This is a genomic window from Mesorhizobium sp. WSM4308, from assembly GCF_002294905.1.
Classification (GTDB): domain Bacteria; phylum Pseudomonadota; class Alphaproteobacteria; order Rhizobiales; family Rhizobiaceae; genus Mesorhizobium.
The window spans coordinates 303,094-327,746 of record NZ_NSFW01000006.1; the positions used below are offsets into that span (position 1 = coordinate 303,094).

Annotated in this window: 23 protein-coding genes; 9 read left to right on the top strand and 14 right to left on the bottom strand. The window is 64.8% G+C overall.

All coding sequences use genetic code 11. The annotated features are described in order from the left end of the window. Window positions 1–34 precede the first annotated feature (34 nt). From dnaJ to CK227_RS13900, 5 genes are all read left to right on the top strand, one after another. Entirely contained in the window at window positions 35–1,165 is a 1,131-nt protein-coding gene (dnaJ, locus tag CK227_RS13880; protein WP_095773351.1) for a molecular chaperone DnaJ, read from the top strand. Window positions 1,166–1,316: 151 nt separating this feature from the next. Beyond that, complete coding sequence (pmtA, locus tag CK227_RS13885) at window positions 1,317–1,922, top strand: phospholipid N-methyltransferase PmtA (protein WP_095773352.1); 606 nt, start codon at window positions 1,317–1,319, stop codon at window positions 1,920–1,922. 153 nt (window positions 1,923–2,075) lie between these two features. Next, the gene (locus CK227_RS13890; RefSeq protein WP_095773353.1) at window positions 2,076–2,672 is read left to right on the top strand and encodes an NADPH-dependent FMN reductase; all 597 of its coding nucleotides are present in this window, start codon (window positions 2,076–2,078) and stop codon (window positions 2,670–2,672) included. Between the two features lie 11 nt (window positions 2,673–2,683). Then, window positions 2,684–3,397, top strand: a complete 714-nt coding sequence (pyrF, locus tag CK227_RS13895; RefSeq protein ID WP_179296456.1) for an orotidine-5'-phosphate decarboxylase — start codon at window positions 2,684–2,686, stop codon at window positions 3,395–3,397. Between the two features lie 15 nt (window positions 3,398–3,412). Then, window positions 3,413–3,700, top strand: coding sequence for a DUF1330 domain-containing protein (locus CK227_RS13900; protein ID WP_095773354.1), 288 nt, complete (start codon window positions 3,413–3,415; stop codon window positions 3,698–3,700). A 22-nt stretch (window positions 3,701–3,722) separates the two neighbouring features. Here the strand turns inward: CK227_RS13900 and CK227_RS13905 are convergent, their stop codons facing one another. After that, entirely contained in the window at window positions 3,723–4,469 is a 747-nt protein-coding gene (locus CK227_RS13905; RefSeq protein WP_095773355.1) for a GntR family transcriptional regulator, read from the bottom strand. A gap of 82 nt (window positions 4,470–4,551) precedes the next feature. Between CK227_RS13905 and CK227_RS13910 the strand changes: the two genes are divergently transcribed. Beyond that, window positions 4,552–5,088 carry an autotransporter gene (locus CK227_RS13910; protein WP_095773356.1) on the top strand — a complete coding sequence of 179 codons (537 nt, stop codon included), beginning with the start codon at window positions 4,552–4,554 and terminating at the stop codon, window positions 5,086–5,088. A gap of 7 nt (window positions 5,089–5,095) precedes the next feature. On the opposite strand, the gene CK227_RS13915 is transcribed toward CK227_RS13910, so the two are convergent. From CK227_RS13915 to CK227_RS13935, 5 genes are all read right to left on the bottom strand, one after another. Then, a complete protein-coding gene (locus tag CK227_RS13915) occupies window positions 5,096–6,169 on the bottom strand; it encodes a D-alanine:D-lactate ligase-like protein (RefSeq protein ID WP_095773357.1) in 1,074 nt (357 codons plus the stop codon). 157 nt (window positions 6,170–6,326) lie between these two features. Further along, window positions 6,327–7,202, bottom strand: coding sequence for an SMP-30/gluconolactonase/LRE family protein (locus CK227_RS13920; RefSeq protein WP_095773358.1), 876 nt, complete (start codon window positions 7,200–7,202; stop codon window positions 6,327–6,329). Beyond that, window positions 7,199–7,837, bottom strand: coding sequence for a 2-dehydro-3-deoxy-6-phosphogalactonate aldolase (locus tag CK227_RS13925; protein WP_095773359.1), 639 nt, complete (start codon window positions 7,835–7,837; stop codon window positions 7,199–7,201). The genes CK227_RS13920 and CK227_RS13925 overlap by 4 nt, the downstream gene beginning before the upstream one ends. Then, window positions 7,834–8,793, bottom strand: coding sequence for a 2-dehydro-3-deoxygalactonokinase (locus CK227_RS13930; RefSeq protein WP_179296446.1), 960 nt, complete (start codon window positions 8,791–8,793; stop codon window positions 7,834–7,836). Before CK227_RS13930 ends, CK227_RS13925 begins: the two co-directional genes overlap by 4 nt. Beyond that, on the bottom strand, window positions 8,790–9,557 hold the full coding sequence (locus tag CK227_RS13935) for an SDR family oxidoreductase (RefSeq protein WP_095773452.1): 768 nt from the start codon (window positions 9,555–9,557) through the stop codon (window positions 8,790–8,792). Before CK227_RS13935 ends, CK227_RS13930 begins: the two co-directional genes overlap by 4 nt. 57 nt (window positions 9,558–9,614) lie before the next feature. On the opposite strand from CK227_RS13935, the gene CK227_RS36160 reads away from it, so the two are divergent. Next, window positions 9,615–9,806 (top strand): hypothetical protein, encoded by a 192-nt coding sequence (locus CK227_RS36160; protein WP_142877238.1) that lies wholly within the window; start codon window positions 9,615–9,617, stop codon window positions 9,804–9,806. Window positions 9,807–9,824: 18 nt separating this feature from the next. Here the strand turns inward: CK227_RS36160 and CK227_RS13940 are convergent, their stop codons facing one another. From CK227_RS13940 to CK227_RS13955, 4 genes are all read right to left on the bottom strand, one after another. Beyond that, the gene (locus CK227_RS13940) at window positions 9,825–11,174 is read right to left on the bottom strand and encodes an EAL domain-containing protein (protein WP_095773360.1); all 1,350 of its coding nucleotides are present in this window, start codon (window positions 11,172–11,174) and stop codon (window positions 9,825–9,827) included. A 210-nt stretch (window positions 11,175–11,384) separates the two neighbouring features. Continuing rightward, window positions 11,385–13,202 carry a polysaccharide biosynthesis protein GtrA gene (locus CK227_RS13945; protein ID WP_095773361.1) on the bottom strand — a complete coding sequence of 606 codons (1,818 nt, stop codon included), beginning with the start codon at window positions 13,200–13,202 and terminating at the stop codon, window positions 11,385–11,387. Window positions 13,203–13,317: 115 nt separating this feature from the next. Next, window positions 13,318–13,725 (bottom strand): GtrA family protein, encoded by a 408-nt coding sequence (locus CK227_RS13950; RefSeq protein ID WP_095773362.1) that lies wholly within the window; start codon window positions 13,723–13,725, stop codon window positions 13,318–13,320. Then, a complete protein-coding gene (locus tag CK227_RS13955) occupies window positions 13,722–14,966 on the bottom strand; it encodes a glycosyltransferase family 2 protein (protein WP_095773363.1) in 1,245 nt (414 codons plus the stop codon). Before CK227_RS13955 ends, CK227_RS13950 begins: the two co-directional genes overlap by 4 nt. Window positions 14,967–15,623: 657 nt before the next feature. Between CK227_RS13955 and gshB the strand changes: the two genes are divergently transcribed. Then, the gene (gshB, locus tag CK227_RS13965) at window positions 15,624–16,568 is read left to right on the top strand and encodes a glutathione synthase (protein ID WP_095773365.1); all 945 of its coding nucleotides are present in this window, start codon (window positions 15,624–15,626) and stop codon (window positions 16,566–16,568) included. Window positions 16,569–16,749: 181 nt separating this feature from the next. After that, complete coding sequence (locus tag CK227_RS13970) at window positions 16,750–18,282, top strand: YifB family Mg chelatase-like AAA ATPase (RefSeq protein WP_095773366.1); 1,533 nt, start codon at window positions 16,750–16,752, stop codon at window positions 18,280–18,282. Between the two features lie 60 nt (window positions 18,283–18,342). Here CK227_RS13970 and CK227_RS13975 read toward each other — a convergent pair whose 3' ends face one another. The 4 genes from CK227_RS13975 to CK227_RS13995 form a co-directional block, all read right to left on the bottom strand. Then, window positions 18,343–18,930, bottom strand: coding sequence for a TetR/AcrR family transcriptional regulator (locus CK227_RS13975; RefSeq protein ID WP_095773367.1), 588 nt, complete (start codon window positions 18,928–18,930; stop codon window positions 18,343–18,345). Between the two features lie 130 nt (window positions 18,931–19,060). Then, the gene (locus tag CK227_RS13980; RefSeq protein ID WP_095773368.1) at window positions 19,061–19,651 is read right to left on the bottom strand and encodes a DUF308 domain-containing protein; all 591 of its coding nucleotides are present in this window, start codon (window positions 19,649–19,651) and stop codon (window positions 19,061–19,063) included. Window positions 19,652–20,030: 379 nt separating this feature from the next. Further along, window positions 20,031–22,214, bottom strand: coding sequence for a malate synthase G (locus CK227_RS13985; protein ID WP_095773369.1), 2,184 nt, complete (start codon window positions 22,212–22,214; stop codon window positions 20,031–20,033). 299 nt (window positions 22,215–22,513) lie between these two features. Then, complete coding sequence (locus CK227_RS13995) at window positions 22,514–24,556, bottom strand: hydantoinase/oxoprolinase family protein (protein WP_095773370.1); 2,043 nt, start codon at window positions 24,554–24,556, stop codon at window positions 22,514–22,516. Window positions 24,557–24,653: the final 97 nt, after the last annotated feature.

Sequence of the window (24,653 nt, forward strand, 5' to 3'; positions counted from 1 at the left end):
ATCAAGACGTTGAGCATCCGGACAGCGGGAAAAAATGAAAGCTGATTTCTACGAAACGCTGGGCGTACAAAAGGGCGCCGACGAGAAGGAGCTCAAGAGCGCTTTCCGCAAGCTCGCCATGCAGTTCCATCCTGACCGCAACCCCGGCGATCACTCCTGCGAGCACAAGTTCAAGGAAATCAACGAAGCCTACGAGACGCTGAAAGACCCGCAGAAACGCGCGGCCTATGACCGTTTCGGCCACGCCGCCTTCGAACAGGGCGGCATGAATGGCGGGGCGCAGGGCTTTGGCGCCGGCGGTTTCGCCGACATCTTCGAGGATATTTTCGGCGACATGATGGGTGGGCGCCAGCGCCGCTCGTCGGGCGGCCGCGAGCGCGGCGCCGACCTGCGCTACAACATGGAAATCTCGCTGGAAGAGGCTTTCGCGGGAAAGACCGCGCAGATCCGTGTGCCGGCCTCGATCTCGTGCTCGGAATGCTCCGGCAGCGGCGCCAAGCCCGGCACCCAGCCGGTGACCTGCTCGATGTGCCATGGCCATGGCAAGGTGCGGGCGACGCAAGGCTTCTTCTCGATCGAGCGCACCTGCCCGCAATGCCAGGGCCGCGGCCAGACGATCAAGGATCCGTGCCCGAAATGCGCCGGCCAGGGCCGCGTCACCGAGGAGCGTTCGCTGTCGGTCAACATTCCGGCCGGCATCGAGGACGGCACCCGCATCCGCCTTGCCAATGAGGGCGAGGCCGGCCTGCGCGGCGGGCCCTCGGGCGATCTCTATATTTTCCTGGCGGTGAAGCCGCACGAATTCTTCCAGCGCGATGGTGCCGATCTCTATTGCAAGGTGCCGATCTCGATGACGACGGCGGCCCTTGGCGGCTCCTTCGAGGTGACGACGCTGGACGGCACCCAGACCAAGGTGAAAGTGCCCGAAGGCACGCAGAATGGCCGCCAGTTCCGCCTCAAGGGCAAGGGCATGCCGGTGCTGCGCCAGCCCAATATCGGCGACCTCTATATCCAGACCGCTGTCGAGACGCCGCAGAACCTGTCGCGCCGCCAGCGCGAGTTGCTGGAGGAGTTCGAGCAGCTGTCCTCGCAGGACAATTCGCCCCAATCGAGCGGGTTTTTCGCCCGCATGAAGGATTTCTTCGAGTCCTTCAGCGAACGTTGATGGTGCAAGAACGGCGCGGGAATCGATGAAACGCGCCGTGTTTTGAGACGCGACGAAATCTATCTTATCCACGACATGCGTCTCGCAACGCCTTGCCTTGCGTCAACCAGGTGTTAAGTAGCTTTGCGGGGGAGCCTTGAGGAGAGCTTGCATGACACGTGGTCACGGACTGCGGAAGGCGCTTGCCGAGAAGTTCGACGACGAACTCAAATTCTTCAAGGGCTGGATCGACAAGCCGAAGACGGTCGGTTCGATCGTGCCGACCAGTTCGATCACCGCGCGCAAGATGGCCTCGATCGTCAATCCCAGGTCCGGCCTGCCGGTGCTTGAAGTTGGTCCCGGCACCGGTGTCATCACCCGTGCCATCCTCGCCCAGGGCGTGCGGCCCGAAAACCTCTATGCCGTCGAATACAGCGCGGATTTCGTGCGCCATCTGCGCCAGCTCTATCCCGGCGTCAACGTCATCGAGGGCGACGCCTTCAACCTCAACGCCACGCTTGGCGAGAGGAGCGGGATGATTTTCGATTCCGTCGTGTCCGGCGTGCCGCTGCTCAATTTCCCGGTCGCCCAGCGCATCGCCTATATAGAGAGCCTGCTCGACCGCATTCCGGCGGGCCGTCCGATCGTGCAGCTGACCTATGGCCCGATGTCGCCGATCCCGGCCGGTCGCGGCGACTATACGGTCAAGCATTTCGATTTCATCTTCCGCAACATCCCGCCGACGCAGCTGTGGATCTACCGCCGCGAAGCGCATTAAGTGAGAGGGGAGTAAGGGAGTAGGAAATGACGATTCGATTTCCGGACTGTTCCCTGCTGACCTACTGCCTTACCGCCTTACTCCCCTATTCACCGACCCAGCCGTTGATTTGAGCTGCCTCTGGCTGTACCTGTCCGGGAACAAGGGTGGCCAATGGCAGTGATCCCGAAAATCCTCGTCTTCGCCGGCTCGGTGCGCCGCGGCGCCTATAGCGGCAGGACCGCCGATGTGGCGCAGAAGGAACTTGCGGTGCAAGGCGCCGAGGTGACCCGCATTTCGCTCGCCGATTATCCCTTGCCGATCCTCGACGAGGATCTCGAGAAGGAAAAAGGCGTCCCCGAAAACGCCGTCAAACTCGGCCGTCTGATATCAGCCCATGACGGATTGCTGATCGCCACGCCGGAGTATAACGGCTCGATCCCGCCGCTGCTCAAGAACACTATCGACTGGGTGAGCCGGGTGCGCCGCGATGGCGGCCGATCGGTGAGGCCGCTTGCCGGCAAGGTCGCCGGGCTGTGCTCGTCCTCCAACGGCCGTTTTGCCGGCATACGCTGCATCAACCATCTGCGCGCCGTGCTGGTACGCTGCCAGATGGAGGTGGTGACACCGGAATGCTCGGTGCCGGACGGCGGCGATGCCTTCGACGAAGGCGGCAATTTCCGTGACGAAAGACTGTACAAATCGATGGAGCATTTATGCCGCACGCTGATCGAAACCTCGCGCATGCTGTCGACCCGGATCGAGGCGTGACCGCCACGACCATGCAGGCCAAATCCATCCGGGCCCAGTCCATCCAGGAAAGACTGATCGTCGGCCTCGACGTGCCGACCGTGCGGGAAGCCGAGCAGGCGGTGCGCGAACTCGACGGCGTCGTCTCCTTCTACAAGATCGGCTATCAGCTGGCCTTCGCCGGCGGGCTCGACTTCGCCAGGGAACTGGCGAGCGGCGGAACCAAGATCTTCCTCGACATGAAGCTGCTCGACATCGACCATACGGTGGCCAAGGGCGTCGAGAACATCGTCAAGATGGGCATGACCATGCTGACCATCCATGCCTATCCCAAGGTGATGCATGCAGCGGTGGAAGCGGCCAGGGGCAGCGACCTTTGCCTGCTCGCCGTCAGCGTGCTGACCTCGATGGACGAGCAGGACATGATCGATGTCGGCTACGAATATGACCCGCACACGCTGGTGCTGAGGCGCTCGGAACAGGCGCTGCATGCCGGCATGGGCGGCATCGTCTGCTCGGCGGCGGAGGCAGAAGCGGTGCGCCGCATCGTCGGCCCCGACATGGCGGTGGTGACGCCCGGCATCCGGCCGGCCGGCAGCGACCATGGCGACCAGAAACGCGTGGTGACGCCGGCGCAAGCGGTCCGCAACGGCGCCAGCCATCTTGTGGTGGGCCGCCCGATCGTCGCGGCAAACGACCGCCGCGCGGCAGCGCAGGCGATCCTCGACGAAATGCGCTCTGCGTAGACAAGGGAGAGAACAATGCCGAAGGGATACTGGATCGCCCGCGTCGATGTACGCGATGCCGAAGGCTACAAGGCCTATATCGCCGCTTCGAAGCTCGCCTTCGACCGTTTTGGCGCAAAATTCCTGGCGCGCGGCGGAGCCCATGAGCTGGCCGAAGGGCCTGGCCGCGCCCGCAACGTGATCATCGAATTCGAATCGCTTGCGATCGCGCATGACTGCTACCACTCGCCGGAATATCAGCGCGCGGTGGCCATTCGCCAGAAGGTCGCCGACGGTGAGATCGTGCTGGTCGAAGGGGCCTGAAGCCTATCCCGGCCCACAGGCTTCAGACGAAGTCCTGAAGGTTCACGTCCCGCAGCTTGGCCCCGCCAAGCAGCGCCCCCACCAGCTGGTGCTTGAGGGCAAGGCACTGCGAGCGGGCAAGTTTCACGATGCCGGGAACGTCGCTCTTTTCGCAGGCCTGCAGCAATTGCCTCTGCTGTTCGATGATCAGCGGCATGAAATCGCGCGACTTGAAGCCGAGATGAAGCGCCCGTTCCGACTGGTCGAGGATCTGGCTGAGCAGCTGTACCAGCCGCAAATTCTCGGAAAGCTCGACGATCGCCAGGCGGAAGGCACGGTCGGCCGCGAGGAACGCAACGGGGCTGCGCAGCGTCTCCGGCTTCAGCACCTTTCTCGCCGCCAGCCTGATCTCGTCCAGCCCGCGCTCGGTAATGCCGGTGGTGGCAACCCGGAACACTTCCGGCTCGACCAGGCCGCGCACGTCGAAGATCTCGTTGACATCGCGCAGGGTCAGCGTGGTGATGACATAGCCGCGACGCGGCTCGCTCCTGACCAGCCCTTCCTGCATGAGTCGGGCAAGTGCGGAGCGGATCGTCGCCTTCTTGATGCCGTAGCGCGCCTCGATCTGTTTTTCGGTCAAGGCTTCACCGGGCGACAGGACGCAGGCGACGATGTCGCTCTTCAGCTGTTCGTAGGCCTGTTCGCTGCGCAGCACATCGGCCGTCGACAGCGCCGGCGTCCCGTCCGGGGACGCGGCCGATTTCGATGGCGTGGTTTTAGTCGGCCCCATGCTTCTCTCGCTTTGCGTCGGCCTTGACGCGCATTGGCCATCTTAGTTATGCTCGCTGAGCATCTCAATCAGGAGCTGTGGCATGCCGCTATTGGCCGACTCCCCTCTCTACCCCGCGATCAGGGATATCGTCAACGCGGCGGCTGGCGCCAATCCCTTCGAGGACGTCAAGGCCGTGCTGAGCGACTATACCAACCGCTTCCATGCGCGCGGCGGACTGGTTCACGAGGAGGAGGACGACGAGCTTTTGCTGCATGCCAGCCCGCAGCTGACGATCTATCACATCACGCTCTCGCCCGGGGTGCAGTATCCGCCACATAACCATCTGATGGACGCCCTGATCGGCATCTATTGGGGCGGCGAGACCAATTTCATCTACCCGCTCGCCGGCCAAAAGGTCGACAAACCGGAGCGGCAGGATTTTTCAGCGCCCGCGCTGGTGCACATGTCTTCCAGCACCATTCACTCGGTCGCCAATACCGGCAGTGCCCGCTCAGGCGCCCTGCATGTCTATCTCGGCGATCTGCCCGGCACCGACCGCCAATTGTGGAGCCTGGCCGACAACCGGCCGGAGCCGTTCGACAACGCCAGGTACATGGCCGGCGCACGGCCGATATAGGCCGAGCCTAGCCGCCGTGGCGCTCGCCGATAAATCGGCTTGCCGCCGTCTCGGCCATGACGTCGGCAAGCTCCAGGCCCCATTGCCGGCGGCAGTAGGCGCGGAAATCGAAGCAGGGAAGGCCGGGGCAGACCTCGAATTCGATCAGGTGAACCGTGTCGTCGGCCTCGACGCGCAGGTCGATGGAAAACACGTCGCGCAGGCCGAGCCCGCCGATCAGCCGCCCGGCGATCGCTCTGATCCTGGCGTCGGCGACCGGCTGGACATCGGCGACGGCGACGAGCTCTGGTTCGGCATAAAATCCTGCCGCCTTCGCCGCCTCGCCGGTCTCGCCGTAGAGCGCCATACTGTCCGCCATGGTCTGGAAATCCGCGCCGGAATCGACAAAGGCGACGCCGAGCGCCTCGACACCGGTTTGCGGCGTCAGTGCGAGAAAGCTGGCGCGCACATTGCGGCCGGCGACATAGGGCTGGACGACGACATCGTCGCGATAGGCGGCGAAGACCCGCCGGCTAAGCTCCAGCGCGTGGCCGAGATCAGCCACACGTGAATCCGGCCAGATGCCGATCTTGGCGCCAAGCCGGTTGGGCTTGACGAACCAGCCGGCGGCGGAGGCCGGCGGCTCGACCAGCCATTTGCCATCACGGGCAAGGCCAGCCTGCGGCGCCGGCAGGCCGAGCGCGCCAAGCACGGCACCGGAGCGGAACTTGTCCTGGCAGAGCGCGAACAGCGAATCATCGGCGCCGATCGTCCGCAACCCCTTGAGCCGGGCCAGTGCGGGAGCCGCGCCGCCACGGAAATAGGCGACGCCGTCGGACAATGTCCAGACCAGCGTGCTCTGCGCATCCGCACCCTCCAGCGCCTCGGCTGCATCGTCGAGCGCCACCGGCGCAAAGGCGAGACCCCGCGCCTCGCAGGCGGCGGCGAGTGCGGCGAATTCGGGGGCGATGTCCGTCGACTGCGCGAGGTAGGATGAGATCTCGGTGGCGCGCTGCGATGGGAAGCCGTCGGCGATCAGACGATCGAAACAAGCCTTCTCCGGCTCGTAGACAAGGATCAGCTTCGGCTTATGCTTTGACATGATGGGGCGGATTCCAGCGGTGCGATGGCTTAGAGCGCGTCGCGTCGAAACGACATGCATTACCATCCCACGGCGCCTGCCATCGGCTTTCGCGAAACCGACCGTGCCGGGCGCTTGCGTGACAACGCCCGCGAAAACAATTACCTGCCGCGGGTGCTCAGGCGATCAGCACGCGCGGTTCGAACCGGCCGTTGACGGGGATATCGACGAGGAAGGTCATGCCCGCCTGCGGATCGAGCTTGCGCTGCTTGTCGTCCTTGCCCTTCCAGGCCGAGGTCACCGCCAGCCGGTCGGCCTTGGCGCCGATAAAGGCCGGACAGGACGCCTGCGTCGCCGGCATGGGAATTTCGCGCAACAATGTGCCATCGGGCGAATAGGCCTTCACCGCCTTGCCGCCCCAGACGGCATTCCACAGCACACCATCGCGGTCGACGACAGAGCCGTCGACGTAGCCCTTCGACGAGCGGTGGTCGACGAACACTTTCGGTTCGCCAACCGGCAGGCCTGTCACCGGATCGCAGCCGACGCGCATCAACAGGCCGGTCGCGGTGTCGGTGTAGTAGGCGATCGTTCCGTCCTCGGAAAAGCAGATCGAGTTCGACACGGTGATGTCCGAAAACAGGCGGCGCAGTTCGCCCCTAGAGAACCAGTAGATCGAGCCCGCGCCCTTGCTCTCGTCCTTGGCCATCGTGCCGACCCAGAAGGCACCGCAGGGATGGACGCGGGAATCGTTGGAGCGGGTGAGCGGATTATCGGCCTCGATCGGCGTGTGCAGCGTCATCGTGCCGGTCGCGACATCGCGGACAAAAAGCCCGGTCTCGGTGGCGATCAGCTGGCGCTGCTCGTCGATGATGGCAATGGCGCTGGCCATCTGGCCAAGCTCGTGGATCTTCAGGGCGCCCGTGAGCGGCTTTTCCAGAAGCTGGCCGTTGACGATGTCGAACCAGAACAGCGCATCGGTAGCGGGATCGTAGCTCGGGCCTTCGCCGAGCTGGCAGATGTGATCGGAAAAAATCGAAACCGCGCTCATCATGCTTCTCCGAACACCGCATCCCAGGCCGCAACGGCGGCGTGCGCACGGGCGGCGACGTCGTCGACGCTCATGCCCGGTTTGAACAGGCTGGAGCCCAGGCCGAAGACCGTGACGCCCACCGCCTTGTAGCCGGCAAAGTCCTTCTCCGAAACGCCGCCGACGGCGCCGACCAGGGTCTTCGCCGGCAGCACCGCCCGGATGGCGGAAATGCCTGATGCGCCGAGCGCGCTCGCCGGAAAGAACTTCAAGGCCGAAGCGCCCAGCCTGATCGCCTGAAAAGCTTCCGTCGGCGTGAACACGCCGGGCATGGTCACCATGCCGTAGTGCATGGCGCGCGCCATCACCTCGGCATCGATGTTGGGGCTGACCAGCAGCCGCCCGCCGGCCTGGTGCAGGCCGTCGACATCGGCCGCCGTCAGCACCGTGCCGGCACCGACCAAGGCGGTTTTCGGCAGCACTTGGACAATCCTGGCGATCGACGAGAATGGCTGGGGCGAGTTGAGCGGCACTTCGATCGCCTCGATGCCGGCGTCGAACAGCGCCTGCCCCATGGCAATCGCCTCCGTGGGTTTCAGGCCGCGCAGGATGGCGACCAGCCCGCGCTTGAGTCTTGGAAAGGCTGCGGTCTCGGTCATGCCAAGGCTCCGGTTCTGGCGATCATGCCGTTTTCGCGCGCGGCTTCGATGAGGCCGGCGCGCACCGCTTCATCGGCGTCGACGGTGCGGACGGCAAGCCCCGCAAAGCCGAGTGCGGCCTGGTAGAGCACAGCGAGCGCGCCCGAGGCAATCAGCACGACGGGCGCATCGCCGGCGCCATAGCGGAGCTTCGCCGAGGCGATCTCGCCGCCGATCAGAAGCCCGGACAGACAGGAAGCCGCATCTTCCGACTTCAGGTCCTGCAGGAGCCCGGCGGCGCGGATGGCAAACAGCTTCGAGGTGACGTCACCGCCCTCGCCGAGCGCGCGTTCGCACCACTGCCGGAAGAACGGATTGCCCGCAGCGACGGGAGCCGGATGCTCGCCCAGCGAATGTTTGAGGATGGAATGCGCTGAAAGCACCGAGAACAACTCGCCGGTCGGCCATGTGCCGAAGCCGGCAACCGCGCCGTCCTCGACCAGCACCCATTTCGAATGGGTGCCGGGCATGCAGGCGAGATGCCGCCCCTTCGGCGGCAAACCGGCGCCAGCCAATTGTGTTTCCTCACCGCGCATGACATCGGGCGCATCGGCCAGGCGCTGGGCAAGGCCCGGCACGATGCGGATGTCGCGTTTCTGATCAGCCACGCGGGCGGCACCGCCGAGGATGGCGCCGATCGGCGCCGGCACGCTCACATAGGGCGCCTCGATCCAGCCCTGACGGGAGCCGGCCATGCCGCAGATGATGACGGGCAGTGTTTCCGGCGCGCCCAGGGCGGCCAGATGGCCTTCCAGAACGTTCGAAAAACCTTTTTCGCGCGCGGTGATCAGGCCGTCATCGCCGCGGCGCTCGGCAAGCACCTTGCCGCTGCCGTCGATCAGCCATGCGCGAAGCCGGGTCGTGCCCCAATCAAGCGCGGCTACCGCCGGCATATCGCCGGCAAATTCCGGGCTCACAGAAAACCTCCGTCGACGATCAGCATCTGCGCGGTCAGCATGCGCGAGGCATCCGAGGCCAGGAACAGCACCGTGCCGACCATGTCGTCCGGGCGCATGACCTCCTTGATGCACTGCTTGGCGACATGGGCTGCAAGCGCCCCTTCGGTCACCCAGCGTTCCTGCTGCCGCTCGGTGATCACCCAGCCGGGCGCGACGGCGTTGACGCGGATACGGTCGGGCCCGAGCTTGCCGGCCAGCCCTTTGGTGAGGCCGAGGATGCCCGCCTTGGCGGCGGTGTAGGCCGGCATGTCGGGATGGTTGATGAGGTAGGATGTCGAGGTGAAGTTGATGATCGAGCCGCCGCCGGCCCGCTTCATGCCCGGCGCCACCGCCTGCGCGGTGAAGAAATGTGGTCTGAGGTTGATCGCCTGGTTGTTGTCCCAGAACTCCACCGTCACGTCCTCGACGGCGTGGCGCTCGTCCCAGGCGGCATTGTTGATCAGCACGGTGACATCGCCATGCGCCTGTGCCGCCTTGGCCGCCGAGGCGCGCAGCGCCTCGATGTCGCGCAGATCGGTCTTGAGATAGAGCGGCCGCCGGCCGAATTCCTTCTCGATGCGGTCGGCAAGCAGCGTGCTCGGACCCTCGGCGATGTCGATGAAGGCGACATTGGCGCCCTGGCGCACGAAACCCTCGGTCAGCGCCGCGCCGATCCCGGAACCGCCGCCGGTGATCAGCACCGAGGCGCCCTTGAGGTCGGCAAAATCCGCCGATGGCATCATCTTTCTTGTCTCCCAGCGCATGACCCCGAAAATCGGATCGATTTTCGGATAGGGATCATGCGCAAATACAAGTTGCAACAGCGTCCTTTGCGCGTCCCAAGGACGCACGGCGCTGTAGGCGTGAACGGCGCGCATCCTAGCCACGCAAGTCGCGCGGGCAAGGGCGAAACGTCGGATTTGCAGGCTCATGTCGGACAAAACGACAATGCGCCGCAGTGGAAGCGCGCCGCGACATCGGCGGAATGCTGACTACGTCGAAATCGCCGGTCAGATCGCCTTGGCGCGCAGGGCGCCGCGGAAGGAATCGCGGAGATAGCCGAGCGTGGCGTCGGCATCGACCGGCTTGCCAAAGAGATAGCCCTGCCCGCCGGCGCAGCCGAACTGGACAAGGCGATCGGCCTGCGCTTCCTCTTCGATGCCTTCGGCGACCACATCCATGCCAAGCCCTTCGCACATGGCGAGAATGGCGCGGATGATGTGTTCGGACGGGCGGTCGTCGAGAATGGAGGAGACGAAGGCGCGGTCGATCTTGAGCTTGTCGAAATGGAATTCGCGCAGGCGGCCGAGCGAGGACTGGCCGGTGCCGAAATCGTCGAGCGAGACGCGGATGCCGACGCGACGCAGATCCTCGACGATCTGCGCGGCCGAGGCCGGGTCGTTCATCAGGCCGGTCTCGGTAATCTCGATCTCGAGGCGGCGCGGATCAAAGCCGGTGCGGTCGAGGATCGCCAATATGTGCAGGCCGGTGTTCTGGTCGACGAGCTGCGAGGGCGACAGGTTGAAGGACAGGAACAGGTCGCTCGGCCAGTTCCTGGCCGCCTCGGTCGCCTTGCGCAGCACGAGCTGCGACAGCGGGCCGATGATGCCGCGCTCTTCGGCGATGGGGATGAAGACCGTCGGCGGCACGGCACCGAGGTCACGATCGGTCCAGCGCGCCAGCGTCTCGAAGCCGATGGTGCGGCGCGTGGTGAGGTCGACGATCGGTTGGAAATGCGGCTCCACCTCGCCGGCCGAGACGGCGCGGCGCAGAGCCTGCTCGATGCGGGTGACGCGCTTGGCCGCCTCTTCCATCTCGCGGGTGTAGACGACGACCCGGCCACGGCCGGAGCGCTTGGCGTGGTAGAGCGCGGTTTCGGCCTTGTTGATGAGGATCTCGGTGGTCTCGTCGCCGGAATAAAACAGCGAGCAGCCGACCGAGGCCGACAGCCTGGCGGTGCGTTCGCCGACATCGTATGGCGCCGACAGGATCTCGATCAGCATGCGGGATTTTTCCGCCGCCGCTTCCTCGGAGAACACCAGCGGATAGAGGAAGGCGAATTCGTCGGCGCCGATGCGGCAGACCGTCGAATGGCCGTCCATCGAGGCGCGCAGCCGCATGGCGACCTGGATCAGGATGTCGTCGCCGGCCTTGTGGCCGAACAGATCGTTGATCGGCTTGAAGCCGTCGAGGTCGAGAATGCCGACGGTGAAAGGCGCGGGATCATCGGCGCGGTCGCTGATCAGGCGATCGACCTTGTCGAAGAAGCGGCGATGGTTGCCAAGCCCGGTCAACGGATCGGTGAAGGCCAGATCCGTGCTCTCCCTGTTTGCCTGACCGGTGCCAAACGGAGTTTGCATCGGTGTCCCTGTTTTTGACGTCGGAATTTATATCGGAGACTGGCAGCAAACCCTTTAGGAAACGTATCTCGAAAATCGATTTTTTTGCGGCCGGGACACGATCCGGAAAACGCAATCCGGTTTCCCCGGCGATGTTGCCGCGGCAAAGAGCCGGATGCCCAGGGAAAGCCGGCTAAGCTGAGCGTCAAACCCTTGTTTTCGCGGTGATTTTCAGCCGCCAAGCTTGACGCGATAGAGCTCAAGCAGGGGCCCGCCCGTCTCCGCCACTGGCTCCAGCCAGTCCGGCACGTCGCCGCGCGCCAGCCTGGCCAGGAATCCGTCAGGCGCCCTGCCGACGAGCAGGCGGGTTTCCGGGTTGCCACGGCAGAGCGCGACAAGCCCGACATGGTGGCTTTCGACCACCGACCTGGCATCGGCGTCCGATCCGAGGAAAGTATCGAGTGCAAGCAGGTTTCCCGCGACGTTGCGATGATACGGCCCGGCGAAAACGCGATGTCCGGAATAGGCCAGGATGGGCGAGCCGAGATTGGAAATAGCGAGCACGGTGGTGTCCGGCAGCTGGCTGAGCGCCGCAAACGAGGTCTTGCCTTGGCAGTTCCCATTGACACTGGCGCCGTTGACGGCCGCACCGGTTTCGAAGGCGCTTGACGCAGCCACGGCCGCGCACGCCCAGAGTGCATTGACCGAGACCAGCCAGGCCGCGGCCACCCTGAGCGCGGAGCCGCGCGACGGGCTGGCTTCGGCCCGCTGCCGCCATTTGGCGATCCACGCGCAAAGCGGGATCACCGCCAGGGCAATGGAGAAGGTCGAGCCGCGCACTTGCCACGCACTGACCAGGAACGCCACCACCAGCAGCGCGCCAACCAGGCTGTCCTGCCGCTGCGAGCCGCCACGACCGAGGCCAAGCGCCATCAGCAGGATCGCCACCAGTGGCGTGGCAAAACGCTCTACCACCGCGACCCGATTGTAGATGACAAGCTTGTACAGCGACTGCGCCTCTTCGATGTTGTCGAGCCATAATTCCCTGAGGCGCGGATCGAGGTTCGCATAGGGAGCCGCCAGGCATTGCGGGAAAAGCGACACCACGACAGCGGCAAGCACCACGCCAAGCAGGCCGAGTGCCACGAGACGCCGGCCGAGCGTGGCTTTGGCCATATCGAGCGATGCCGCGGCGGCGAGGCCGCATCCGGCGAGCGCGGCCACCACGAACTGCACTGTCGAAAAGGCATCGCAGTGCGGCTGGCCCCACGCCGACGGGGCGATGGTGGTGACGAAGACCAGCCCTGAAACGCCGGCAAAGCCAAGGCCGAAATCCCTGGCGATCCGCCCCTCGCCGCCGGGGTCGGCGACAAACAGCAAGGCAATGCACGCGCCGATGGTGGCGACGTAGGGCGCCGTTTCCATGCCGACCGCCAGCATCAGCGCCGCGCACAGGCCCGCGAGCAGCGCGGCCCAGCGCTGCACGGGTGCATCGAGCAGCAGGCTCAGGCAGGCCATGGTCAGCGTCAGCTGGACATTGTGATGATCGAGCGAGCCGGGCGAAAAGATGCCGATGAAGTGCAGCGCCGCGGCGCCGATGACGACGGCCGGCAGCACGGCGGCGGCACCGGCGAAACTGCGCGCCGCGCGGGCGGTAAAGAGCAAAGCGAGGTAGAAGAGCAGTGCCGGCCAGAGCACCTCGGCGATGGTCTCGGCCCTTGCCATGCTGCCGGTCAGCGCCGAGGCTGCGAGAACGATGGCGGCAAGCGGTGCGTCGACCAGCCGCGACCAGTGCATGACGAAGCCGCCTTCGAGACCCATCCGGTACTGATGCAGGTCGAACCAGCCCTGGCCGGCCAGCATGTCGCGAACCTCGACCAGGCGCAGCAGATTGTCATTGTCGCCGCCGGCGTCGGTCAAGTCACGGAATCCGCTGAGAGCGCTGACGGCAACCATCACCAGCGTGGCGACGAGCACGAGCGCGAGGTCGTTGCGCCGTGACGGAAGTGGTGCGGCCTCGGCGGAGACCATGGTATCGGCAGGAGTCACGGGACGGCCTCTGGGCGCTCTTTTCGTGCCGGAAGTTATCGCGAACTCACTGCGCAAATCTTAAACCAGCCTTGCGCTTCGTCGCATCGCGTCGACGGGCCGCCGTCGAATGCCTTCACGCGGCTCTTTGATCGTCGCGAAAAACCCAGACCGATGAGAGCACATAGCTCGCGGCGCTTGCGGCGACCGTGATGATGGCTGACATGATCAACGGCGAGGCGGAAAATATCGACACCGCGACATGGGCGGACAGGCCTGCGAACGCCGCGCAGACCAGCTGGGTGGCGAGATACCGTGGCAGCGCATGGGCGTGGTCGTGCCGTCCCTCGAACGTCCAGCCACGCTGTGCCGAATACGCCACGACAAAGGCCAGCATGTAGGCGATGACGCTTCCGACGAATGGCGGCATCCCGGCCGACACCAACGCCCATGACAGTACGAAGAGCAGCAGCGCCGCGCCAATGCCGACGATGACAAATCGGACAAGCCGTATGGCGGCGAATTTTCGTAGAAGCCGGCTCATTTTTCAGCAGTCGCGGCGGCTTCGCCTGATCCGCCGGGCTGGCCGGCTTTCAGCCGCTTGACCGGAATCTCCAGGACACCGAGCAGGAATGCCGAAAAGAAGGCCTGGAACGAAATGACGATCAGGCTCAGGCCCAGCACGACGATGCGCGGGATTTCGGAATCGTTCAGCGGGCCGAAGCCAAGATGCGCCCAGCGCAGCACCGCATAGCCGAAGAACAGGACACCGCCGGCAAAGCAGATGCCGGCATTGGCGGCAAGACGGTCGGTGCTGATGGTCCTTCTCAGCCAGTCGGACCCGCGGCTGCGCGGCAGGATGCCGGTGATCTCGGCATAGTATCGCGATATGGCGCCGAAGGTGATGAGCTGGATGCCGGTGATGATCATGAAGCAGGCGGCGACGAAGGTGTTGAGGTCGAGCGAAAGATTGTCGATCACCCGCAGCGGTCCAAACACCAACAGGGCCGCGAACAGCGTGCCCAGGCCGCACAGCGCCGCGCCCGGGATGAAGAACATCCAGCGCGGATTGTAGACGAGCAGGAATTTGAGATGCCGCCAGCCGTCACGCCAGGTCCTGAGATGCGGCGGCCGGCTGCGGCCGTCGGGCTTGAGCGTGGTCGGCACTTCCTCGATGCGCAGCCCGGCAAGCGCGCTGCGCACCACCATTTCGCTGGCGAATTCCATGCCGGTCGTCTGCAGGTCGAGCTTGCGGATGCTCTCGGCGTTGAAGCCGCGCAGGCCGCAGTGGAAGTCCCCGGTCTTGATGCGGAAGAACAGGCGGCCGACGAAGCTCAGCACCGGATTGCCGAGATAGCGATGCAGCGGCGGCATGGCGCCGGTTTCGATGCCGCCCTGGAAGCGATTGCCCATGACCAGGTCGGCGCCGTCGCGCAGGCGCGTCATGAAGGCATCCAGCGCGCCGAAATCGTAGCTGTCGTCGGCATCGCCCATGATGATGAAGCGTCCCCTGGCGGCGGCGATGCCGCCCAGAAGGGCCGCGCCATAGCCCTTCTGCGCCACCGGAACGACACGGGCGCCGCCCTGGGCCGCGATCTCCTGCGAGCCATCGGTGCTGCCATTGTCCGATATCAGCACCTCACCCAGGATGCCGGCCTTGTCGAGGAAAGCCCTGGCCTTGCCGACACAAACGGCCAGCGTCTCGGCCTCGTTGAGGCACGGCATCAGGATGGTGAGTTCAAGCTGGTCGGTCGCGGCGGCGCGGATGGCGGTGAGCGCGTTCATGGTCGTTGTTCCATCGAGGACCCCCATCCGGCGCCTGCCGTTGGGGTATTCGAAGCCTATTCTTGTACGGCAAGGCTTAAGAAAACGATGACGCGGCCGCTTGCCTTGTCTTCAACCGGAAGGCGTCTCCAACCAGAAGGCTGGGGCCGGGCATGCGATTACCTGATGCCAGTCTTCAAAATGTCGCGATTGGCAGACCGAGAGTGAGCCGGCACAGGGGAATGCCTTGCCATTTGCGGACCTTAAATCAGCTCCCATTGTTGTTAATTTTGGAAATTAGGGCACTTATCAAGATTAAGGCCCCGGACATAATTTCGACGAATCGTAATCAGTAAATAAATTTGTACTGCTCAATCGTTATGTATACATAAATTCCTTTCACGTGGTATGGTACTATTTTCCCCACGTCTGGATCAGGTGTCCTGATAAAAGATACATACTCGTTGTCAATGAGAGTGTTATAGAATATCGCCGCTACAAATATGACAAAAAGATACCTCATCGGCTGCTTACGCATTTTGTTCCTCTAATAGGCCACACCAAGGTTGCTTGCACCAAGAGAAGCGCCGCCATCCCGTACCATAACAGGCTCTGGCCAATTGGCAGATGGCTCCGTGACCCTTATATCGCTCTCGTCGACTGCGCTGGGGACCCGCCATGAAGCTGAAAATCGCCGTCCAGATGGACCATATCTCCACCGTGTCGATCGCCGGCGACACTTCGTTCGCGCTGTCGCTGGAAGCGCAGAGGCGCGGCCATCAATTGTTCCACTACACGCCCGACCGGCTGTCGCTGCGCGACGGCAAGGTGTTTGCGCGCATCGAGGAATTGCAGGTGCGCGACGAGAAGGGCAGCCATTACTCGCTGGGCGAGAAGGTGCGCACCGATCTGTCGGAGATGGACGTGGTCCTGCTGCGCCAGGATCCGCCCTTCGACATGAACTACATCACCACCACCCATATCCTCGAGCGCATCCACCCGAAGACGCTGGTGGTCAACGACCCGGCCTGGGTGCGCAACAGCCCGGAAAAGATCTTCGTCACCGAGTTTGCCGACCTGATGCCGGACACGCTGATCACCAAGGACAGCCAAGAAGTCGCCGCCTTCCGCAAGGAGTTCGGCGACATCATCGTCAAGCCGCTCTACGGCAATGGCGGCGCCGGCATCTTCCATCTGCACGAGGCCGACCGCAACCTCGCCTCGCTGCTCGAAATGTTCGGCCAGATGTTCCGCGAGCCCTACATCGTGCAGCGCTACCTGAAGGACGTGCGCAAGGGCGACAAGCGCATCATCCTGATCGACGGCGAGCCGGTCGGCGCCATCAACCGCGTTCCGGCCGAGCACGATTCCCGCTCCAACATGCATGTCGGCGGCCGCGCTGAAAAGACCGAACTGACCGAGCGCGAGCGCGAGATCTGCGCCCGCATCGGGCCGTCGCTCAGGGAACGCGGCTTCATTCTGGTCGGCATCGACGTCATCGGCGACTACATGACCGAGATCAACGTGACCTCGCCGACCGGCGTGCGCGAAGTGCAGCGCTTTGGCGGCGCCGACATCGCCAGCCTGTTCTGGGACGCGGTCGAGGGGAAGCGGCGCAAGTAGGCCGTTTTCGGTCGTATTAACCATGTTCCGCCTTTTCAACCGGGCTCAATCCGGCTGCAACCAGAGCGATTGCCTTGTTCTTGTAATGTTCTTGATTTGACCGGCAATCTGTGATTGTCTTCTGCCAGGGCCACGTTCCAGGCCTATCGCATGGGTTGCGGCCCATATCCGGGGTGGGAAAATGGTGGCGCGGGTTCGCACGGTCGCTTTCCAGGGCATCGAGGCCGTGCCGGTCGACGTGCAGGTGATGATCGCGCCCGGCAAGGTCGGCATGCAGATCGTCGGGCTGCCCGACAAGGCGGTGGCCGAAAGCCGCGAGCGGGTGCAGGCCGCGCTCCATGCGTCCGGCCTGTCGATGCCGTCGAAGAAGGTGACGGTCAATCTGGCGCCGGCCGACCTGCCCAAGGAAGGCAGCCACTACGATTTGCCGATCGCGCTTGGCCTGATGGCCGCGCTTGGCGCCATTCCCGGCGACATGCTGGCCGGTTATGTCGTGCTTGGCGAATTGTCGCTCGACGGCACCATTGCCGCGGTCGCCGGTGCCCTGCCGGCGGCGATCGGCGCCAATGCCGAGGGCAAGGGCCTGATCTGTCCGTTCGCCTGCGGGCCGGAAGCGGCGTGGGCCGGCAAGGATTTCGACATTCTGGCGCCGCGCAGCCTGATCGCCATCGCCAATCATTTCCGCGGCACGCAGGTGCTGTCGCGCCCTGAGGCCGGCATCCACGCCGCGGCGCGCGACCTGCCCGACCTCGCCGACATCAAGGGCCAGGAGACGGCCAAGCGGGCGCTGGAAGTGGCGGCGGCCGGCGGCCATAATCTTCTGATGGTCGGGCCGCCCGGATCGGGAAAGTCGATGCTGGCGCAGCGGCTGCCGTCGATCCTGCCGCCCCTGATGCCGAAGGAATTGCTCGAAGTCTCGATGATCGCCTCGGTGGCGGGCGAGCTCGGCGAAGGCAAGCTGACCGACCGGCGGCCGTTCCGCGCCCCGCACCATTCGGCCTCGATGGCGGCGATGGTCGGCGGCGGGTTGCGCGCCCGGCCTGGCGAAGTGTCGCTCGCCCATCACGGCGTGCTGTTCCTCGACGAGTTCCCCGAATTCACGCCGCAGACGCTCGATGCGCTGCGCCAGCCGCTGGAGACCGGCGACTGCATGATCGCGCGCGCCAACCACCGCGTCACCTATCCGGCGCGCATCCAGCTGGTGGCGGCGATGAACCCGTGCCGCTGCGGCATGGCCGGCGAGCCGGGCTATCGCTGCCTGCGCGGCGAGCGCTGCCGCACCGATTATCAGGCACGCATTTCCGGTCCGCTGCTCGACCGCATCGACCTGCGGATCGAAGTGCCTGCGGTCTCGGCCAGCGACCTGATAAGGCCGGACCGGGCGGAGAAGAGTGCTGATGTGGCGTTGCGCGTGGCACGCGCCCGCACCCTCCAGCGCGAGCGTTTCGAACGGCTCGGCGTGGCCAGCGCCACCACCAACGCCCATTGCGCGCCCTCCGTCATTGAGGAGATCGCCATGCCCGACGCGTCAGGCCTGTCGCTGCTCAAGGACGCCAGCGAAAAGCTCGCCTTTTCGGCGCGGGCCTACCACCGCGTGCTGAAAGTGGCGCGCACGCTGGCCGATCTCGACGCCAGCGAAACCGTTGGCCGCATCCATCTGGCCGAGGCGATCTCCTATCGCATGAGTTCGGAGCGCGTGGCGCAGGCGGCGTAGGCGAAGGCATCTGCAGCTACGCCATGTCCGTTTCTCCGGGCCGATCCATCTTTGCCCGGATCAGTCGGTCGCGGGGATCAACTTCTGAAGCGTCGGCGTCAGGATCATGCCGAAGGTCAAGACATCGCCATAGGCTCGCGCGGAAAGCATTGCGCCATGCACGGTCGCCATGAAGGCCTCGGCCTCAACGCGTGGCGAAGCGGAAATTGCCAGCGTGCCTTTGTCGGCACCGCGCTGGATGACGCCAGTCAGCCATCCCGAGAGAAACTGAAAATACGCCCGGACTTCAACGGCAAGCTCCGGTGGAAGGGCCGGCAGCTCGCTGGCAAGCAGTGCGCAGACGCAGAACGGCATGCTCGCATCCTCGATGCACCGGGCCCAGATGCCGGCATAGGTGCGAAGCAACTCCGGCGGCTCGGGGACATCGCGCTCGAGCCCTGCCATGCCCGTGACGGCATCCTCGAGGTAACGCTTGAGAAGGGTCTGCACGAGGTCGACCTTGCTGGGGAAATGGTGATGGATGCTGGCTTTGCGGATGCCAACCACCTCGGCGATATCGGCGTAGCTGAAGCCATTGTAGCCGCCGGCGACGATGAAGCTTCGCGCGGCGGCCAGGATCTCATCGGCGGTGTTCGAAGGCTTGCTCATGACTTGCTCCGGCGGAGGGCTCCTCTGCACTTAGAGCGGTTCGCCGTTTCATGGAAACCGGCGAACCGCTCTAACTCTTGTTTTGACGCAATTCCCAAGGGAAAGCGCTCACACTTTTCCTGGTATTATCCTAACCTGCGACCCGCGGTGACTTGCGAAGGATGTCGCCGACCGACAGCCATAGAGCGGACACGAGGAAGTAGAAGGCGCCGAACGCGGCATAGGGCGCGACATTGGCGATGCCAATGATCTCCGTGCCGCCGGCCATCTTGACGAAGAAGAGACCCGCCAGCGCCGATTGGGCGCCGCTCAGGATCATCGGCCATTGCGCACCGTTGGTTTTCCAGCGCCGCGCCGCGGTCAGGAGCTGAAACACGCCGGAGACAACGGCCCAGACGCCGTAGACCGAAAGCACCGCGTTCATGCTGTGACCGAGCGCGATGGCGACGGCAATCGTGGCGAGGATGCTGACGGCGAAGTTCAGCAACTGCGACTTGTTGCGGCCGAGCCCGCCGGTACGCTGGGCGTCGATGTAATTCGCGAGCGCGTCCCATGCAGGGTAGGCAACCAGCATGGCGGCGGCGAGCGGCGGGCTGCCTTTCGCGACGGTGAAAGCCACCGCAACCCAGGCCGCCGATACGGCAAACCGCAGATAATAATAGCTTTTGAGCCAGCCGTTCGATGTCGCGGCGCGGCTCTGATCATTCATTTGTCCAGACATGGTGGGGATCTCTCGTTTCACTTCCTACCAACTAGTAGGTAGCCCAGTGACCGTCAAGGCGCCTGGAAACGATTGCCGGTCACCTCGACATCGCATTTGTGTGATCGGCGCTCGATCTCGTGGCGCCAGTTCGCTGTCCAACCAATTGTAGCGCCGCCCCTCATCCGCTTGCCGGCACCTTCTCCCCGTATAGTGACGGGGAGAAGGGAGCTGCTGCGCCCTCGGCGCTCTTCTTGCGACATTGGTGATTGGCGAATCGGCGATAGAAGCGTCTTTCTCCCCGTCACTACGGTGTCACTACGGGGAGAAATGCCCGGCAGGGCAATTGAGGGGCAGCGCGGACCGACGATACTTGGTCGACCCGTTGCGTCAGGCCGTTTCAACGCAAATCCGCTTGATCCTGCTTCGCCTTCAGCTCCAGCCGCCGCGCGTGCAGCACCGGCTCGGTATAGCCGTTGGGCTGGCTGGTGCCCTTGAACACCAGGTCGCAGGCGGCCTGGAAGGCGATGGAAGTGTCGAAATCCGGCGCCATCGGCCGGTAGAGCGGATCGCCGACATTCTGGCGGTCGACGATGGCCGCCATGCGCTGCAGGGAATCGCGCACCTGGATCTCCGAGCACACTTTGTGACGCAGCCAGTTGGCGATGTGCTGCGAGGAGATGCGCAGCGTGGCGCGGTCTTCCATCAGCCCGACATCGTTGATGTCGGGCACCTTCGAGCAGCCGACGCCCTGGTCGATCCAGCGCACGACATAGCCGAGAATGCCTTGCGCATTGTTGTCGAGTTCGCGCTGGATTTCGTCCGGCGTCCAGTTCGGCCGCACGGCCACCGGCACGGACAAGATGTCGTCGAGCCTGGCCTTCGGCCGGTTCTTCAGCGCCGCCTGCACGGCGTGCACGTCGACCTTGTGATAGTGCGTGGCATGCAGCGTCGCGGCCGTCGGCGACGGCACCCAGGCGGTATTGGCGCCGGCCTTGGGATGCGCGATCTTCTGTTCCAGCATCGCCGCCATCAAATCCGGCATCGCCCACATGCCCTTGCCGATCTGGGCATGGCCGGCCAGCCCGCATTCGAGCCCGGTGTCGACATTCCACGCCTCGTAGGCGGAGATCCAGGCGGCCTGCTTCATGTCGCCCTTGCGGATCATCGGGCCGGCTTCCATCGAGGTGTGGATCTCGTCGCCGGTGCGGTCGAGGAAGCCGGTGTTGATGAACACCACGCGTTCCCGCGCGGCGCGGATCGCCTCCTTGAGGTTGACGGTGGTGCGCCGCTCCTCGTCCATGATACCCATCTTGATGGTGTTTTTCGCCATACCGAGCAGCGCCTCGACCCGGTCGAAGATCTCGACGGCGAAGGCGACTTCCTCCGGCCCGTGCATCTTGGGCTTCACGACATACATCGAGCCGGCGCGGGAATTGGCGCGGCGGCCTTTCGGCCCGACATCGTGCAGCGCGATCAGCGCCGTCAGCGCGGCGTCCATGATGCCTTCGGGCACTTCGTTGCCGTCGCGGTCCAGGATCGCCGGATTGGTCATCAGGTGGCCGACATTCCTGACCAGCATCAGCGAGCGGCCGGGCACGGTGAGCTGGCCCCCAGCCGGCGCGGTGTAGGCGCGGTCGGGGTTGAGCTTGCGGACAAACGTCTTGCCGCCCTTGCTGATCTCCTCGGCGAGGTCGCCTTTCATCAGGCCGAGCCAGTTGCGGTAGACGACGACCTTGTCCTGCGCATCCACCGCCGCGACCGAATCCTCGCAGTCCTGGATGGTGGTCAGCGCCGATTCCAGGATGACGTCGGCAATGCCCGCCGGATCGGTGCGGCCGATCTGGTTGGCGCGGTCGATGACGATCTCGACATGCAGCCCGTTCTTCACCAGCAACACGGCATCGGGGTTGGCGGCGTCGCCGCGATAGCCGGCGAATTGCTTGGGATTGGCGAGTGTCGTGACACCGGCACCCTCGCCCAGCCGCAGCATGCCGTTGACAAACGACAGCCCGTTGACGCCGGCCCATTTGCCCGAGGTCAGCGGCGCCGACTGGTCGAGAAAATCCTTGGCCCAGGCGATGACCTTGGCGCCGCGCGCCGGATTGAAGCCCTTGCCCTTTTCGGCGCCGCCGGTCTCGGGAATGGCATCGGTGCCATAGAGCGCATCGTAGAGCGAGCCCCAGCGCGCATTGGCGGCATTGAGCGCATAACGCGCATTCATCACCGGAACGACCAGCTGCGGACCGGCGACGACGGCGATTTCGGGATCGACATTCTCCGTCGAGACGCTGAAGGCCGGCCCCTCGGGAACGAGATAACCGATCTCTTTCAGGAAGCCCCTGTAAGCCTCCATGTCGACGGGCGCGCCATTGTCGCGATACCAGCCGTCGAGCTTTTCCTGCATGGCGTCGCGTTTTTTGAGCAGCGCCCGGTTCTTGGGCGCCAGGTCGTGGACGACGGCCGAAAAACCATTCCAGAACGCATCGGCGGCGATGCCGGTGCCGGGCAGGGCCTCGCCAGCCACAAAATCATGCAGCTCGCGGGCAATCCGCAATCCGGCGATCTCGATGCGAACGGTCATCAGTTTGTCTCCAGACGAAAGGCTCGGGCGCGCCTTTGGCATGTCAGGTCTACAGGGTCAATTCGGCTTAAGGTGAAGGGGACCTTTAGGCAAGGTTGGCGAAGCAGCCGATCTCCCTCCTTGTGGGGGAGATACCCGGCAGGGCAGAGGGGGGCGTGAAGGATCGCAACCTTTACCCTGTGATCGATTTGAGACCGGGCCAAAAGGCTTGATTGAAAACCACTGATAGGTCGGCGGGACAGCGCCCCCCTCTGGCCTGCCGGCCATCTCCCCCACAAGGGGGGAGATCGCTCTCATCCTCACACGGCGATCCTTGGCCGTCCCGAGGCCACCGCCACCACATGCGCTTCGATGAACATGCGCTGGGCTTCCACCGTGGAAACCTTGAATTCGGTCGCGACGTCGATCTCGGCATTGTCGGTGCCGGCGTCCCGGGCGCGCCCGGCGACGATGGCCCGCACATCGGCCTCGGCGGCCGCGATCGCCGCTGCCTCGTCGAGGAAATCACGCACCGTCTCACCCGAGGCAAGCCGGAACAGCCCTTCCCTAGGCTGGCTGACCCGCGCCTCGGCCGAGACCCTGACCTGGCCGACGACGGCGCCAAGCGCGTTGGCGACATCGGTGTCCTCGGGCACCAGGCAGTCATTGCCGACCAGGGGCGCCAGGCCGGCATAGTGCAGCGGCGCCGAGGCGCCGAGGCCGATGACAGGGCGGTCGAGCGCGACGCTCAGCCGGGCGATGCCGGGATGGGCATCGACGGCACGCTGCACCAGCGCGTGTGCCACTGTCGCCGCGCCATCGAGCCCGTCCTCGGCGAAGGCGGTTTCGAGTATGTATTCGGCCGACCAGCGCGTCAGCGTCACCAGTACGCGCTCTGAGATCACCTCCGGCGACGCGGCAATGGGCTGGCCGCGGCCATCGCGCTTGCGGGCGAACAGCTCGGCGCCGAGGCGCGCGGTGGCGGCATCCCAATTGGCCTGTTTGCCCATCACATGCGCCGCGTCCGAGGGGGTGAAGCCTGAGATATGCACCAGGCCGCGCGAGACCAGCCGGTTCAAGGTGGCGTTCTGGGCATTCGACGTCAGCAGCCTGTCGAGGGCCAGCGGGGTCGCGCCGATCGCCTCGTAAAGCCGCGCTTCCGGAGCGGTCAGCCCGGCGGCAAGCCTGTCCGGCACGCCGGTGCGAACCGCGAAGCGGCCGTCCATGCGGCCGGGATTGGGCGAACGCAGCTGGCGTTCGAGCTCCGATTTGACGGCCTCGCCATGCGCCATGCCAGCCAGCGCCAGCGGCACCAGGCGGCGCGGCCCAAGCAGGATCTTTGGATTGAGCGCGCCGTCCTCCAGCGCCACTTCGGAATCGCCGCCAAGGCCGAAGGTGCGCATGGCGACCGCCTCGACCATGGTGCGGAAGCCGCCGACGGTGGCGCCTTCGGGATCCAGGCGCGGCCGGCCCTTGTCGAGCACGGCGACATCGGTGGTGGTGCCGCCAATGTCGGAGACCACGGCGTTGTCGAGCCCGGTCATGTGGCGGGCGCCCACCAGACTGGCAGCCGGACCGGACAATATGGTCTCGATCGGCCGCTGGCGGGCGAACGCCGCCGAGACCAGCGCGCCATCGCCGCGCACCACCATCAGCGGGGCGGCGATGTCGCGGGCTTGCAAAAACCCTTCGGTCGCGGCCACCAGCCGGTCGATCATCGAAATCAGCCTGGCGTTGAGCAGCGTGGTCAGCGCCCGGCGCGGGCCGCCGAGCTTGGCCGACAGTTCATGGCTCGCGGTGACCGGCAGGCCGGTTCTGTCGCGGATCAGCTCGCGGGCGGCGATCTCGTGCGCCGGGTTGCGGGTGGCGAAATAGGCGCAGACGGCAAAGCCGGACACCGAGGCGCCGAGTTCCGGCAAGGCCTCTTCCAGTTCTGACAGATCAAGGTTGGCGGCATTGCCGTGGACATCGTGGCCGCCCGGGCAAAACACCACCGGATCGGTGCCGAGCGCCGTCTTCAGCCCGTCGCGGGCGAGGTCGGCTTCGGAAAAGCCGATCATGACGAGCGCGACGCGGCCACCCTGGCCCTCGACCAGCGCATTGGTGGCAAGCGTCGTCGACATCGAGACCAGTTTGATCGCGGCCGGATCGGTGCCGGCCTTTTCGAGCACCGCGTCGACCGCGCCGGAAATACCAACGGCGAGATCATGCCTGGTGGTCAGCGCCTTGGCCTTGGCCAGCACCTTGCCCTTGTTCGGCTCCTGCTGCGGGCCTTCGGTCTCGGACCACAGCACGGCATCGGTATAGGTGCCGCCGGTGTCGATGCCGAGGAACAGGGGTTTTGGCTTGGTCTTGGCGGTCATTGGCAGTCCGGGCGGTGGGGAATTTTGCTTCCCCGCCCTTAGCCTATCGCGGGCGGCCGATAAAGCCACGAGCGCTGGGCCAACACGCGATGACCGC

What these genes read in the sequence shown, in the direction of transcription:
- CK227_RS36160 (WP_142877238.1), top strand. Translation starts at nt 9,615, where the DNA reads ATGCGCAAATACAAGTTGCAACAGCGTCCTTTGCGCGTCCCAAGGACG.
- pyrF (WP_179296456.1), top strand. Translation starts at nt 2,684, where the DNA reads ATGCAGGCCAAATCCATCCGGGCCCAGTCCATCCAGGAAAGACTGATC.
- CK227_RS13920 (WP_095773358.1), bottom strand. Translation starts at nt 7,202, where the DNA reads ATGATGAGCGCGGTTTCGATTTTTTCCGATCACATCTGCCAGCTCGGC.
- CK227_RS13910 (WP_095773356.1), top strand. Translation starts at nt 4,552, where the DNA reads ATGCCGCTATTGGCCGACTCCCCTCTCTACCCCGCGATCAGGGATATC.
- CK227_RS13925 (WP_095773359.1), bottom strand. Translation starts at nt 7,837, where the DNA reads ATGACCGAGACCGCAGCCTTTCCAAGACTCAAGCGCGGGCTGGTCGCC.
- CK227_RS13905 (WP_095773355.1), bottom strand. Translation starts at nt 4,469, where the DNA reads ATGGGGCCGACTAAAACCACGCCATCGAAATCGGCCGCGTCCCCGGAC.
- CK227_RS13970 (WP_095773366.1), top strand. Translation starts at nt 16,750, where the DNA reads ATGGTGGCGCGGGTTCGCACGGTCGCTTTCCAGGGCATCGAGGCCGTG.
- CK227_RS13940 (WP_095773360.1), bottom strand. Translation starts at nt 11,174, where the DNA reads ATGCAAACTCCGTTTGGCACCGGTCAGGCAAACAGGGAGAGCACGGAT.
- CK227_RS13985 (WP_095773369.1), bottom strand. Translation starts at nt 22,214, where the DNA reads ATGACCGTTCGCATCGAGATCGCCGGATTGCGGATTGCCCGCGAGCTG.
- gshB (WP_095773365.1), top strand. Translation starts at nt 15,624, where the DNA reads ATGAAGCTGAAAATCGCCGTCCAGATGGACCATATCTCCACCGTGTCG.
- CK227_RS13890 (WP_095773353.1), top strand. Translation starts at nt 2,076, where the DNA reads ATGGCAGTGATCCCGAAAATCCTCGTCTTCGCCGGCTCGGTGCGCCGC.
- CK227_RS13900 (WP_095773354.1), top strand. Translation starts at nt 3,413, where the DNA reads ATGCCGAAGGGATACTGGATCGCCCGCGTCGATGTACGCGATGCCGAA.
- CK227_RS13980 (WP_095773368.1), bottom strand. Translation starts at nt 19,651, where the DNA reads ATGTCTGGACAAATGAATGATCAGAGCCGCGCCGCGACATCGAACGGC.
- CK227_RS13950 (WP_095773362.1), bottom strand. Translation starts at nt 13,725, where the DNA reads ATGAGCCGGCTTCTACGAAAATTCGCCGCCATACGGCTTGTCCGATTT.
- CK227_RS13975 (WP_095773367.1), bottom strand. Translation starts at nt 18,930, where the DNA reads ATGAGCAAGCCTTCGAACACCGCCGATGAGATCCTGGCCGCCGCGCGA.
- CK227_RS13995 (WP_095773370.1), bottom strand. Translation starts at nt 24,556, where the DNA reads ATGACCGCCAAGACCAAGCCAAAACCCCTGTTCCTCGGCATCGACACC.
- CK227_RS13915 (WP_095773357.1), bottom strand. Translation starts at nt 6,169, where the DNA reads ATGTCAAAGCATAAGCCGAAGCTGATCCTTGTCTACGAGCCGGAGAAG.
- CK227_RS13955 (WP_095773363.1), bottom strand. Translation starts at nt 14,966, where the DNA reads ATGAACGCGCTCACCGCCATCCGCGCCGCCGCGACCGACCAGCTTGAA.
- dnaJ (WP_095773351.1), top strand. Translation starts at nt 35, where the DNA reads ATGAAAGCTGATTTCTACGAAACGCTGGGCGTACAAAAGGGCGCCGAC.
- pmtA (WP_095773352.1), top strand. Translation starts at nt 1,317, where the DNA reads ATGACACGTGGTCACGGACTGCGGAAGGCGCTTGCCGAGAAGTTCGAC.
- CK227_RS13935 (WP_095773452.1), bottom strand. Translation starts at nt 9,557, where the DNA reads ATGATGCCATCGGCGGATTTTGCCGACCTCAAGGGCGCCTCGGTGCTG.